The 12,652-nt window shown below is 60.8% G+C and carries 12 protein-coding genes; 10 read left to right on the forward strand and 2 right to left on the reverse strand.

Annotation, left to right across the window (positions count from 1 at the left end; genetic code table 11):
* Positions 1–199 precede the first annotated feature (199 nt).
* On the reverse strand, positions 200–1,420 hold the full coding sequence (locus HB675_RS09250) for a CaiB/BaiF CoA-transferase family protein (RefSeq protein WP_213877934.1): 1,221 nt from the start codon (positions 1,418–1,420) through the stop codon (positions 200–202).
* Positions 1,421–1,433: 13 nt separating this feature from the next.
* Entirely contained in the window at positions 1,434–2,615 is a 1,182-nt protein-coding gene (locus HB675_RS09255; RefSeq protein WP_213877936.1) for an acyl-CoA dehydrogenase, read from the reverse strand.
* A 151-nt stretch (positions 2,616–2,766) separates the two neighbouring features.
* On the opposite strand from HB675_RS09255, the gene HB675_RS09260 reads away from it, so the two are divergent.
* The 10 genes from HB675_RS09260 (at position 2,767) to HB675_RS09305 (ending at position 12,597) form a co-directional block, all read left to right on the forward strand.
* Positions 2,767–3,723 (forward strand): LysR family transcriptional regulator, encoded by a 957-nt coding sequence (locus HB675_RS09260; protein ID WP_213877938.1) that lies wholly within the window; start codon positions 2,767–2,769, stop codon positions 3,721–3,723.
* Positions 3,724–4,099: 376 nt separating this feature from the next.
* Positions 4,100–5,221 (forward strand): Re/Si-specific NAD(P)(+) transhydrogenase subunit alpha, encoded by a 1,122-nt coding sequence (locus tag HB675_RS09265; protein WP_213877940.1) that lies wholly within the window; start codon positions 4,100–4,102, stop codon positions 5,219–5,221.
* A gap of 11 nt (positions 5,222–5,232) precedes the next feature.
* Positions 5,233–5,559, forward strand: a complete 327-nt coding sequence (locus HB675_RS09270; protein WP_213877942.1) for an NAD(P) transhydrogenase subunit alpha — start codon at positions 5,233–5,235, stop codon at positions 5,557–5,559.
* Complete coding sequence (locus tag HB675_RS09275) at positions 5,556–7,004, forward strand: NAD(P)(+) transhydrogenase (Re/Si-specific) subunit beta (RefSeq protein WP_213877944.1); 1,449 nt, start codon at positions 5,556–5,558, stop codon at positions 7,002–7,004. Before HB675_RS09270 ends, HB675_RS09275 begins: the two co-directional genes overlap by 4 nt.
* A gap of 223 nt (positions 7,005–7,227) precedes the next feature.
* Positions 7,228–8,721 (forward strand): acetyl-CoA hydrolase/transferase family protein, encoded by a 1,494-nt coding sequence (locus tag HB675_RS09280; protein ID WP_213877946.1) that lies wholly within the window; start codon positions 7,228–7,230, stop codon positions 8,719–8,721.
* 318 nt (positions 8,722–9,039) lie between these two features.
* Positions 9,040–9,255: a DUF1127 domain-containing protein gene (locus tag HB675_RS09285; RefSeq protein ID WP_213877948.1), complete on the forward strand. Its 216-nt coding sequence runs from the start codon at positions 9,040–9,042 to the stop codon at positions 9,253–9,255.
* Positions 9,256–9,573: 318 nt separating this feature from the next.
* A complete protein-coding gene (locus tag HB675_RS09290; RefSeq protein ID WP_213877950.1) occupies positions 9,574–9,891 on the forward strand; it encodes a DUF2388 domain-containing protein in 318 nt (105 codons plus the stop codon).
* Positions 9,892–10,001: 110 nt separating this feature from the next.
* Positions 10,002–10,292 (forward strand): DUF2388 domain-containing protein, encoded by a 291-nt coding sequence (locus HB675_RS09295; RefSeq protein WP_213877952.1) that lies wholly within the window; start codon positions 10,002–10,004, stop codon positions 10,290–10,292.
* A 26-nt stretch (positions 10,293–10,318) separates the two neighbouring features.
* Positions 10,319–10,639: a DUF2388 domain-containing protein gene (locus HB675_RS09300; protein ID WP_213877954.1), complete on the forward strand. Its 321-nt coding sequence runs from the start codon at positions 10,319–10,321 to the stop codon at positions 10,637–10,639.
* Positions 10,636–12,597 carry a DUF4105 domain-containing protein gene (locus HB675_RS09305; RefSeq protein ID WP_213877955.1) on the forward strand — a complete coding sequence of 654 codons (1,962 nt, stop codon included), beginning with the start codon at positions 10,636–10,638 and terminating at the stop codon, positions 12,595–12,597. The genes HB675_RS09300 and HB675_RS09305 overlap by 4 nt, the downstream gene beginning before the upstream one ends.
* Positions 12,598–12,652: the final 55 nt, after the last annotated feature.

Raw genomic sequence — 12,652 nt, forward strand, 5'->3', positions numbered from 1 at the left:
GACTTCGGACTGAACCGACATCGAAACCCTACCTCGCTGCTTACTTCGGTTAACTTCTTGATTTACAAGAGGTTTTCCGTTTCGTCTGCGCCGGAAGTGGGGCGAATTATAGAGAGATCTACAGGGCCGTCAACCCCCTGTTTCCGTTATTTGGCAAATCGGCCGGAAATGTCATTTTCCCTCTCTATATAGGTAGCCCTCAGACCACCCCGGCCTCCCGCAATTGCACCACCTGCTCGCCAGTCAAGCCCAGCAGCTGCGCCAGCACCACCTCGGTGTGCTCACCGAGCAAAGGTGGCGCGCTGCGATATTCCACCGGACTCTCGGAGAGCCGCAACGGGCTCGCCACCTGCGGCACACTCCCCGCGAGCCCATGGGGAAGCTCCACCCGCAATCCTCGCGCCAGCACCTGGGGATCTGCAAACACTTGGGCAAGGTCATTGACCGGTCCGCACGGCACCCCTGCCGCCTCCAACTGACTGACCCATTGCGCTGTAGTCTTGAACACCGTGGCCTGGCGAATCAGCGGTATCAACGCCAGCCGGTTCGCCACCCTTAACCCGTTGGTACGGAAGCGCGGATCGCCAGCCCAATGTGGGTGGCCCGCCACTTCGGCAAAACGCCGAAATTGAGCGTCATTGCCTACCGTAAGAATGAAGTCACCGTCGGCCGTGGGGAAGTCCTGATAAGGGACGATGTTCGGGTGCGCGTTACCCAGCCGCTGGGGTGCGATGCCCGTGGTCAGGTAATTCATTGCCTGATTGGCCAGGCAGGCCACCTGGACGTCCAGCAACGCCATGTCGATGTGCTGCCCCTCTCCAGTCCGATCTCGATGAGCGAGTGCTGCCAGCACGGCCACACTGGAATAGAGCCCGGTCAGGATATCCGTCAATGCCACCCCCGCCTTGACCGGCCCGCTGCCGTCCTCGCCATCGGCACGCCCGGTCAGGCTCATCAATCCGCCGAGCCCCTGGATCATGAAGTCATAGCCGGCGCGCTTTGCATAGGGCCCCGTCTGACCAAAGCCGGTGATCGAGCAATAGATGAGCCGCGGGTTGATTACCTTGAGCGCGGCATAGTCCAGCCCATAGGCCGCCAGCCCGCCCACCTTGAAGTTCTCGATCAGAATGTCCGACTGCAGGGCCAAATCACTTACCAACCTCTGACCCGCCGCCTGAGTGAAGTCGATCGTCACCGAGCGCTTGTTCCGATTGGCCGACAAGTAATAAGCCGCCTCAGTGGTGTCCTCGCCATCGGCACCACGCAGAAAAGGCGGCCCCCACTCACGGGTATCATCCCCCTTGCCTGGCCGCTCGATCTTTATGACGTCGGCACCCAGGTCGGCCAGAATCTGCCCTGCCCAAGGACCCGCCAACACCCGGGACAAATCCAGCACGCGAAGATGCGACAGCGCTCCCATACCTTACCGCCTATTAATAGAAGGCCTGCAGACCGGTCTGTGCGCGCCCCAGAATCAAGGCATGGACATCGTGGGTACCCTCATAGGTATTGACCACTTCCAGGTTGACCAGATGGCGAGCCACACCGAATTCATCGGAGATACCGTTCCCGCCGAGCATGTCCCGCGCCATCCGCGCGATGTCCAAGGACTTGCCGCACGAGTTGCGCTTCATGATCGAAGTGATCTCCACCGCCGCCGTCCCTTCATCTTTCATCCGCCCCAGGCGCAGGCAACCTTGCAGCGCCAGAGTGATCTCGGTCTGCATGTCGGCGAGCTTCTTCTGGATCAATTGGGTCGCCGCCAACGGACGGCCAAACTGCTGACGATCCAAGGTGTACTGGCGAGCGGTGTGCCAGCAGAATTCCGCCGCTCCCAGCGCCCCCCAGGAAATCCCGTAGCGCGCCGAATTGAGGCAGGTAAAGGGCCCCTTCAAGCCGCGCACGTCAGGGAATATGTTTTCTTCCGGCACAAAGACGTTGTCCATGACAATCTCGCCAGTGATAGACGCCCGCAAACCAACCTTGCCATGGATCGCCGGAGCGCTCAGTCCCTGCCAGCCTTTTTCCAGCACGAAGCCGCGAATGTCGCCGGCATCGTCCTTGCCCCACACCACGAACACATCGGCGATGGGACTGTTGGTGATCCACATCTTGGTGCCGTTCAGACGGTAGCCGCCATCGACCTTGCGCGCCCGAGTGAGCATGTTGCCCGGGTCTGAGCCATGGTCAGGCTCGGTCAGGCCGAAGCAGCCAACCCATTCGCCCGACGCCAGCTTGGGCAGATACTTCTGTTTCTGCGCCTCGGTTCCGAACTCGTTGATGGGAACCATCACCAGCGACGACTGCACGCTCATCATTGAACGGTAGCCAGAGTCTACCCGCTCGACCTCACGTGCAATCAGCCCGTAGCAGACGTAGTTCAGGCCGCTGCCGCCATATTGTTCGGGGATGGTTGCACCCAGAAGCCCAACCTCACCCATCTCGCGGAAAATCGCCGGATCGGTGTGCTCATGGCGAAAGGCTTCCAGCACACGGGGCGCCAGCTTATCAGCGGCGAACTGCTCGGCACTGTCGCGCACCATGCGCTCTTCTTCCGTGAGTTGCTGATCAAGCAGCAGGGGATCAATCCAATTGAAGCGGGCCTTGTCACTCATGAGCGAATCCTCGGATCGGGGCAGACAGTCTCTAAATGCTAGGCCCGCTCCGGAGATCACACAAACGAGGATTTCGCACCCACTTGTGCTAGTTTCTCACTCGATAACAACTATTTCGCCGCTTGCACGTCGGCTGGAGTGAGGTCCACACATGCGTCGCAAGATCCCCAGCACGACTGGCCTGATCTGTTTCGAAGCCGCTGCACGCCACGAAAGCTTCACTAAGGCAGCCCAGGAGCTTTCCTTGACCCAAGGTGCCGTGTGTCGACAGATCGCCAGTCTTGAAGAGTTCCTCAACGTGGACCTGTTTCGACGCTCACGCCGCGGAGTGGTCCTGACCGAGGCGGGCCTGTCCTATAGCCGTCGCGTCGCGGCTCAACTGGATGCCGTGGAGCGCGACACCTTGTCGGTCATGGGACAGCAAGGGGCCAGTACCCTGGAATTGGCAGTCGTTCCTACCTGGGGTACACAGTGGTTGCTCCCACGCCTGAGGGATTTTCAGACGCTGCACCCCGACGTCACCATCAACCTGACCAACCGCACCCGGCCCTTTCTGTTTGCCGACACCGAGTTTGACGCGGCTGTCTATTTTGGCGATGCCGACTGGTCGGGTACCCAGTCCTGGCGGCTGATGGACGAGAGCCCGGTTCCGGTGTGCAGTCCCAGCCTGCTGGGAGAACAGACGCTCCTCTCACCCCAGGCATTGGCAGCACTGCCATTGCTGCAGCAGAGCACCCGCCCCTATGCCTGGCGCCAGTGGTTCGGAGCCCAGGGAATCAGCGTCCCCCGCGACATGACCGGCCCGCGACTCGAACTTTTCTCGATGCTGGCGCAGGCGGCGATGCACGAAATGGGCGTGGCGCTGATCCCGCCCTTCCTGATTTTCGAGCCGCTGGCCGTAGGGCGACTGGTGATCGCCAACCCCCAGCCACTGCACAGCGACAAGGCGTATTACCTCATGGTGCCTGACCGCAAGGTCGAATCTGCCTCTCTGGCCGCATTCCGGCAATGGCTGCTCGTTCAGGCAGCGGCCTATTTGCCCGGATTTACCGGGGGACAAGCGTTACCTGACCCTGTAGTCAGAATAAAAAACAACCTACAGATATAACTTTATGGCGCATACAGGAAAACTGTATTGCATGTGTTCGAAATTCGCTACAGGCACCAGTGGGCGGGCTCTGTAGCCATTTCCCAGGTACTTGGGCGGCCAAGTTGTAACAAACCACGGAAATTTATTTATACCACCATCGAGGCACTCAAAGCCTTACAGTACAGGGGTTTGAGCGCTCATTGTGCGTCAAAGGGTCACAGGGTGACTTGTAGTTAATTATCCGTCACGCGTCATATCTTCTTGAACCCCCCCGTAAAAGGCCTGCAAAATGCCGCGCCCCGCCTGTAGTCAGGCGGTGTCGTGCTGATCGGCGCCCCAGCGAACCATCCGCAGCTCGCTGGTTAATTCAACAAGATCACGCAGGAGAATTGACGTGCACATTGGTGTTCCTCTCGAAACACAAACGGGCGAGACACGGGTTGCCGCCACCCCGGAAACCATCAAGAAATTGATCGGCCAAGGGCACAAGGTCACTGTCCAGAGTGGCGCAGGCGTACTCGCCAGCGTGACTGACAGCGCCTATGAAGCGGCCGGAGCTACCATCGGGAGCGCCAGCGATGCATTCGCGGCCGAACTGGTCCTCAAGGTCAACGCACCCTATGAAAACGAGCTGAGCTTGATCAACCCCGGCACTGTGCTGGTGGGCATGCTCAACCCGTTCAACAACGACGTGATTGCCCGGATGGCCGAGCGCGGTATCACCGCCTTTGCCCTCGAAGCCGCGCCGCGGACATCCCGCGCGCAGAGCCTCGACGTGTTGTCGTCGCAAGCCAACATTGCCGGCTACAAAGCCGTGCTGCTTGCCGCGCACCACTATCCCCGCTTCATGCCCATGCTGATGACCGCCGCCGGCACCGTAAAGGCCGCTCGCGTCCTCATTCTGGGTGCCGGCGTAGCGGGCCTGCAGGCCATCGCCACGGCCAAGCGCCTGGGCGCAGTCATCGAAGCCTCGGACGTGCGTCCGGCGGTGAAGGAGCAGATCGAATCCCTTGGCGCCAAGTTTCTCGACGTCCCTTACGAGACCGATGAAGAGCGCGAGTGCGCCGTCGGTGTCGGCGGTTACGCGCGCCCCATGCCAGCCACCTGGATGCAACGCCAGGCACTGGCCGTACACGAGCGCGCCAAACAGGCCGACATCGTCATCACCACCGCGCTGATCCCCGGCCGCAAGGCGCCGACGCTGCTCAGCGCCGACACCGTGGCACAGATGAAGCCGGGCTCGGTGGTCATCGACCTGGCCGCCCTGCAAGGTGGCAACTGCCCACTGACCGTGGCTGATGAAGTGGTTGTCAGCAACGGCGTGACCATTGTCGGCCCGACCAACCTGCCAGCTCAGGTCGGTGCAGACGCCTCGGCGTTGTATGCCCGCAACCTGCTGGACTTCATGAAGCTGCTGTTCGACAAGGACGCGCAGTTCCAGATCAACCTTGAAGACGACATCGTCGCCGCATGCTTGATGTGCCGCGACCATCAGGTCATCCGCAAGAACGGCTGAGGATAACAACAATGGAAGACATGCTGATTTCTCACGGCATCTACAACCTGATCATCTTCGTGCTGGCCATCTATGTTGGCTACCACGTGGTCTGGAACGTGACACCCGCGCTGCACACTCCGCTGATGGCCGTGACCAACGCCATTTCGGCCATCGTCATCGTCGGCGCGATGCTGGCGGCGGCGCTGACCGTGACGCCGCTGGGCAAGACCATGGGCACCCTGGCGGTCGCGCTGGCGGCGGTCAACGTCTTCGGTGGCTTCCTGGTCACCCGGCGGATGCTGGAAATGTTCAAGAAAAAAGCTCCAAAAGTGAAGGATGAGGCGGCCAAACAATGAGCATGAACCTGGTTACTCTCCTTTATCTGATCGCCTCCGTGTGCTTCATCCAGGCGCTCAAGGGGCTGTCGCACCCGACCACATCGCGGCGCGGCAACCTCTTCGGCATGATCGGCATGACGTTGGCGGTGCTGACCACTGTCGGCCTGATCTACAAGTTGGCGGCTATGTCCGTCGGCGCTGGTGGTGCCACGGCCGGCATCGGCCATGTCATCGTCGGCCTGCTGGTGGGCGGCACCGTGGGCTCGATCATGGCCAAGCGTGTCGAAATGACCAAGATGCCCGAGCTTGTGGCCTTCATGCACAGCATGATCGGCCTGGCCGCCGTGTTCATTGCCATCGCTGCTGTGGTTGAACCGCAGTCCCTGGGGATCGTCGCGCAACTGGGCGACGCCATCCCAACCGGCAACCGCCTGGAGCTCTTCCTGGGGGCGGCCATTGGCGCGATCACCTTCTCCGGTTCGGTCATCGCCTTCGGCAAGCTCTCGGGCAAGTACAAGTTCCGCCTGTTCCAGGGTGCACCGGTACAGTTCGCAGGCCAGCACAAGCTGAACTTGGCGATTGGCCTGGGCGCGTTGGTGTGCGGGCTGACCTTCATGTTCACCGGCAGCTACGAGGCCTTCGGCATCATGCTGGCGCTGGCCTTCGTACTGGGCGTGCTGTTGATCATCCCGATCGGTGGTGCCGACATGCCGGTGGTGGTGTCGATGCTCAACAGCTACTCGGGCTGGGCAGCAGCCGGCATCGGCTTTTCACTCAACAACTCGATGTTGATCATTGCAGGCTCCCTGGTCGGTTCGTCCGGTGCCATCCTCTCGTACATCATGTGCAAGGCGATGAACCGCTCGTTCTTCAACGTGATCGGCGGCGGTTTCGGTGCCGTGGCCGATGCTGGCCCCGCAGGCGCGAAAGAGGCCCGTCCGGTAAAATCCGGTTCGGCTGACGACGCCACCTTCCTGCTGACCAACGCTGACACCGTGATCATCGTGCCTGGGTACGGCCTGGCCGTGGCCCGAGCGCAGCATGCGCTCAAGGAGCTGACCGAGAAGCTGACCCATGCGGGCGTGACAGTGAAGTACGCCATCCACCCCGTCGCAGGTCGCATGCCCGGCCACATGAACGTGCTGCTGGCCGAAGCCGAGGTGCCTTACGATCAGGTGTTCGAAATGGACGACATCAATTCCGAGTTCGGCCAGGCCGATGTGGTGCTGGTGCTGGGCGCCAACGACGTGGTCAACCCGGCGGCAAAGAACGATCCGAAGTCGCCGATTGCCGGCATGCCGATCCTGGAAGCCTTCAAGGCCAAGACCATCATCGTCAACAAGCGCTCCATGGCCAGCGGCTATGCAGGGCTGGACAACGAACTGTTCTATCTCGACAAAACCATGATGGTGTTCGGTGACGCCAAGAAAGTGATCGAGGACATGGTCAAGGCAGTGGAATAACGCCTCGACAGCCACACACACGCGAAGCCCGCGATGGCATACCCCTTCTTGATGAGGGGTGATGTTTTCGCGGGCTTCGCGCGTTCTCACAGTGCTGTTTTCTTACGGTATCCGTAAAACTGTTTTACCCCCTGCCCCCCGCCGTTACGACCTTGGTCCAAGGCCCCGCCCCGCTCGAACTCTCTAGACTCTCCAGCTGGCTTCCTGAGACCGAGACACTCCCATGTATCAAGACCGTATTCGCCTCGCATCCCTGCACAGCAAAATCATGACGGCAGCTGATGCCGCCGCACTGATCGAAGATGGCATGACTGTCGGCATGAGCGGCTTCACTCGCGCGGGCGAAGCCAAGGCCGTGCCTCAGGCCCTCGCCGTCCGTGCCCGACTGCATCCGCTGCAGATCAGCCTGATGACCGGCGCCAGCCTGGGCAACGACCTGGACAAGCAGTTGACCGAAGCCGGGGTTCTCGCCCGGCGCATGCCGTTCCAGGTGGACAGCACACTGCGTCGCGCCATCAACGACGGTCAGGTCATGTTCATCGACCAGCATTTGTCCGACACCGTGGAGCAACTGCGCAACCGACAGATCAAGGCGGTGGATCTGGCCGTCATCGAATGCGTGGCCATCACTGCGGAGGGCCATCTGGTACTCAGCACCTCCGTCGGCAACTCGGCGAGCTTTGCCATCCTTGCCAAACAGGTCATCGTCGAGATCAACCTGGCCCAGCCGCTGGAGCTTGAAGGTCTGCACGACGTCTATATCCCCAGCTACCGGCCCACGCGCTTGCCTATCCCGGTGCTCAAGGCCGACTCACGGATCGGCAACACTGCAGTACAGATCGACCCGGCAAAAATCGTTGGTATTGTCATCAGCAATCAAACCGACTCGCCCTCGACTGTACTGCCGCCGGACGCAGATACGCAGGCCATCGCCGGTCATCTGGTGGAGTTTTTCAAGAGCGAAGTCAGCGCCGGACGCCTGGAGAACAACCTGATGCCGTTGCAGGCCGGCATCGGCACCATCGCCAACGCTGTGATGCACGGCCTGCTGGACTCGCCCTTCCACGATATGACCATGTATTCCGAAGTCCTCCAGGACTCGACCTTCGACCTGTTCGACGCCGGCAAGTTGAGCTTCGCTTCCGGCAGCTCGATGACCCTGTCAGCCAGCAAGCATGCCGAAGTGTTCGCCGATTTCAGCCGCTACAAATCCCGGCTGGTGCTGCGTCCCCAAGAGATCTCCAACCACCCCGAAGTGATTCGCCGGCTGGGCATTATCGGTATTAACACGGCCTTGGAGTTCGACATCTATGGCAACGTCAATTCCACGCATGTATGCGGTACTCGCATGATGAACGGCATTGGTGGCTCGGGTGACTTCGCCCGCAACGCCCACCTGGCGATTTTCGTCAGCAAATCCATCGCCAAGGGCGGTGCGATCTCCAGCGTGGTGCCCATGGTCAGCCACGTCGACCACACAGAGCATGACGTCGACATCCTCGTGACCGAACAGGGCCTGGCCGATCTGCGCGGCCTGGCCCCCCGAGAGCGGGCGCGGGTGATCATCGACAACTGTGTGCACCCCAGCTATCGCACAGCCTTGCAGGACTACTTCGAGGCCGCCTGCGTCCGTGGCGGGCACACACCACACCTGCTGCGTGATGCACTGGCCTGGCACAGCAACCTCGAAGAAACCGGATATATGCTTGCCCTGTAATCTCGCCGATGGACAGATCGCTGCAATACAGTTTGTGACGACGGACGGCTCATGGCTGAATTTTTATAAAACTGTACTTCTGTACTGGTGAAAACCTGAGTTTTCCCCTCATCGTTCTAACGCCACTCAGCAAAAATGCACCACTTGGGCGCAGACCCATACAGTTTGGTCAATAACAGGTCAAACAGTGGTGCAAAACACTTAACTGGAGCATCGCAATACAAGTGAACTGTGTATAGGGAAAAGCTCGCTTGAGGAGGATCATTAGCTCCAGACAAACCACTCCTCAATCCCGCCATAAGCGGAAGGATGTACACCATGGAACGTACCCTCAGTTCCGACTCGCTTTTTCAAGACAGCTCTGTTTCGTCAAAATCCGCTCTGCCGCTGCGCGTTCTGGCCAACTTGATGCTTTGGCAGCGCCGCCTCTCCAGCCGCCATCAACTGGCGCGTCTGGATGCTCGCCTGCTGGCAGATGCCGGTATCAGCGAATCGCAGCGTTTCGAAGAGCTGAGCAAGCCGTTCTGGCGCTAAGGCACGTCGCTGTAGCAAAACGTGTGGAAACACCTGCAACACCCCGCTGGCTTTAGGCTACGTGCTTTACCGCCAGCAACCGAATTCAAGAAACCCGTCGTGGCAACGCTGACGGGTTTTTTTTCGTGTCGGGCTCAGACAAGCGCGGCGGGTCAAATCAAGACCATTACAGTTATAAGAATTTTTATTTCGACAGGTACAGCTTGAGTAGAGGGGAACTTCGCTTCATGACATTGTCTGAACTCGGTTGCCCAAGACGGACAAGCGCACCTATGGCGCTGTACCATCACTCTTTGTCCTTAGAATCCAGGAGTTTCCATGCGTCGTTCCCGCCTGTTCGGCACAGCATTGCTGCTTGCCCTGGCCTCTAATGCCCATGCATCCAGTTTCGTCGTGACCACCAACGCCATTGTCGACGCCGTGGATGCGTCGAGCCGCGCCACCTCGAAGGCTTCGTCGTCACTGCACGACAACAAGATCGTCCAGGCCGCCAAAGACGATGCAGCCAGTTTCGTCGCCAGCAATGGCGAGATCCGCGGCGCCAAACTGGAAAGCGCGCTGGCCTACCTGCGTCAGCAGATGCCGCAGAGCAAAGCCACCGACGGCCAACTGGCTCAGGCTATTCTCGCGAGCTGATCAGGCTTCGCACGTATTTGTATGAAAATTGCGACATCTGGCACAGCGCTATAGTCCTGACCGGGCGGTTCCGCTAGCCTTGGCCGCTGGTTTTTTCGGCCGGACGTATCATGCGCTATTTGCCTTTGCTGTTTGTCATCTGCTGGACCGGGCCAGCCTTGGCCTTCGACCTGAGTACTCAGAGTCTTGTGGCAACTGGCTACGTCACCAGCCAGGTGACGACGGCCCCCTTCGACAGAAAGTTAGTACTTGCCGCACAGGACGATGCGGCGGCGTTTGTGGCCAGTGACGGTCAGATGCGCTCGGCACGACTGGAGTCGGCATTGGCTTATCTGCGCAATGCCCATCCAGGTCTGCAAGCCAGCGATCTTGAGCTGGCCCAGGCAATCCTCGTTCAATAAACCTACGTTCCTTCTGGAGACATGCAATGCGTACCCCGCTGATCGCCGCCGCTCTCGGCCTGTTAGTACTGACCGACGTGGCCCAGGCGCACACCCTGGAGCAGACCAGTAACATTATCGTTCGCGCATTCGGCCGCTCGATCAATTTCACCTCCGACACCACCACTTCGGTACGCGACTCCAAGGTCGTACGCGAAGCCCATGACGACGCCGCCAGCTACGTCGCCAGCGCCGGTGACATCCACGGGGCGCAACTGGACGCCGCGTTCAACACCCTGCGTGCCCGCCTGCCCGAAGCTCGCAATGCCAGCGATCAGGATCTCGCCGAAGCCATCCTCGCACTGTGAGGCCATGGCGTGCCTGGCTGCTTGCCTGCAGTCTACTGCTGACCGGCAGCCCGGCGTTCGCCGGGTTGCAACTGGATCTGCAAGGCAGCGACCTCAGCCCGGCCCAGCGCCAGGCCAGCCAGGCATTGCTTGACGAAGCCATGACCCGCCTGCCGCCCAGCTTCGTCGCGCGGCTGGACCGGCGCATCGCCGTCAACTGGTCCAGCAATATGCCGGACAACGCCTATGGCGAAGCCTCACCCGTGTCCAGCCTTGAACTCAACCGCAAGCTCCTCGGCAGCCTCACGGATGGCAGCGCGGCCAGCACCCTCACCCATCGACCCCACGGCACGGTGCGCGCAGAGCTGCTGGCGACGGTGCTGCACGAAGTCACCCATATTTACGACCGCGCTCGCCTGTGGCCCGAGGACCAGCGTCGGCTGATCGCCCGTTGCACGCGGCAGGCCTCCAATACCGGACTGGTCGGCTTGCCCGACAACTGCCGCGGGCAGGTCGATCGGCAATTTACCCTCAGTGATGACCCCCGCTTGCTTGACCTCGCCGGTTGGCCACAACGTGTGGGCAAACGGGGCGAACGCGAAGAGCAGAATCGTCAGATCGTGCGCAGCCCGGACATCTACGAGATCACCAATCCACTGGAGTTCGCCGCGGTCAACATGGAGTACTTTCTCCTCGACCCTGCCTACCCGTGCCGACGTCCCGGCCTGTACGCCTATTACAAGAACCACTTCGGCTGGGCGCCTCCCAACCCGCAGCAATGCCCTCACGAGCTGCCCTTCGTCAATGCCGGCAGCGACTTCGGCAAGACACCGCTGGGCAAGATCGACCCCGAGCGCGTCTATGAAGTCGACTACCTGCTGGCCGAGGCCAACCAGAACTGGGTCAGCCGCTGGGGCCACTCGATGCTGCGTCTGGTGATCTGTGCACCGGGCCGGCCGCGCGGCCCGGACTGCCGACTGGACCTGGACCAGAGCCTGGTGCTGTCCTATCGCGCCTTCGTCAACGATGTGCAGCTCTCGACCTGGGGTGGGCTGAACGGCGCCTATCCATCGCGATTGTTCGTGCTGCCCCTGAGCCAGGTCATTGACGAGTACACCAAGACCGAGCTACGTGGGCTGGCCTCGGTGCCGCTCAAGCTGACTCGCGAGCAGATCGAGTCACTGGTGCGCCATTCGGCGGAAATGCACTGGAGCTATGACGGCAGCTACTACTTCGTATCCAACAATTGCGCGGTCGAAACCCTCAAGCTGCTGCGTGCCGGGACCGACGATCCGCGCCTGCAAGCACTGGACAACATCACCCCTAACGGCCTGCTCGAGGTCCTTGAGGCCCGAGGGCTGGCCGACGGCAGCGTGCTTGATGATCACCGCGAGGCGCTGCGCCGCGGCTACCATTTCGATTCCTACCGGGACCGCTACCAGGCCATGTTCGAGATCGTCAAACAGCGCCTGCCGGTCAAGCAGAAGACCGTCGAGGACTGGCTGGGGCAGACACCCGAAGAGCGCCGCCCCTGGTTTGCCCAAGCCGATCTGCGAGCCAGCGCCGCCTTGTTGCTGTTGGAGCAGGCCAGTTTCCGGCGCCAACTGCTGCTGGCTCAGGAAGAGGTCAAGCAGAAGTACCTGGGGGCGCGCGGCCAAGCCAACGGCGGGATGGCCAACGCCAACAAGACCTTGCAGGCGCTGTTGGCCAACAGCGGTTTCCTCAGTCGCCCTGCCGAACTGCTCGACAGTGGGGGTTACGGTCTGCCGCAGGCCAACGAGTGGCATCGCCTGGAATCGGAAAGCACGTCCCGGCAGGCAACCCTGCAGAAATTGAGCGTGGAGCTGGACAAGGAAGTGCGTGCACTGCTGACGCCTGCGCGGGCCCGGGAGATGGCCGCCAACGAAGAAAACATCACGCTGGTAGGCGACCATCTGCGGGCGCTGCACAAGGCGGCGGGTGGCTTGATTCTGCCTTGATCGATGCGATGTCTGCCAGGCCCTTCAGAACCGAGCGTGCTCGGGAAAGGGCCTC

It is taken from the genome of Pseudomonas sp. dw_358 (assembly GCF_018449655.1).
Classification (GTDB): domain Bacteria; phylum Pseudomonadota; class Gammaproteobacteria; order Pseudomonadales; family Pseudomonadaceae; genus Aquipseudomonas.

Bases quoted from the DNA above. Each gene is read 5' to 3' on its own strand.
- HB675_RS09250 (WP_213877934.1), bottom strand. From the start codon at position 1,420: ATGGGAGCGCTGTCGCATCTTCGCGTGCTGGATTTGTCCCGGGTGTTG.
- HB675_RS09260 (WP_213877938.1), top strand. From the start codon at position 2,767: ATGCGTCGCAAGATCCCCAGCACGACTGGCCTGATCTGTTTCGAAGCC.
- HB675_RS09285 (WP_213877948.1), top strand. From the start codon at position 9,040: ATGGAACGTACCCTCAGTTCCGACTCGCTTTTTCAAGACAGCTCTGTT.
- HB675_RS09300 (WP_213877954.1), top strand. From the start codon at position 10,319: ATGCGTACCCCGCTGATCGCCGCCGCTCTCGGCCTGTTAGTACTGACC.
- HB675_RS09290 (WP_213877950.1), top strand. From the start codon at position 9,574: ATGCGTCGTTCCCGCCTGTTCGGCACAGCATTGCTGCTTGCCCTGGCC.
- HB675_RS09280 (WP_213877946.1), top strand. From the start codon at position 7,228: ATGTATCAAGACCGTATTCGCCTCGCATCCCTGCACAGCAAAATCATG.
- HB675_RS09270 (WP_213877942.1), top strand. From the start codon at position 5,233: ATGGAAGACATGCTGATTTCTCACGGCATCTACAACCTGATCATCTTC.
- HB675_RS09255 (WP_213877936.1), bottom strand. From the start codon at position 2,615: ATGAGTGACAAGGCCCGCTTCAATTGGATTGATCCCCTGCTGCTTGAT.
- HB675_RS09275 (WP_213877944.1), top strand. From the start codon at position 5,556: ATGAGCATGAACCTGGTTACTCTCCTTTATCTGATCGCCTCCGTGTGC.
- HB675_RS09295 (WP_213877952.1), top strand. From the start codon at position 10,002: ATGCGCTATTTGCCTTTGCTGTTTGTCATCTGCTGGACCGGGCCAGCC.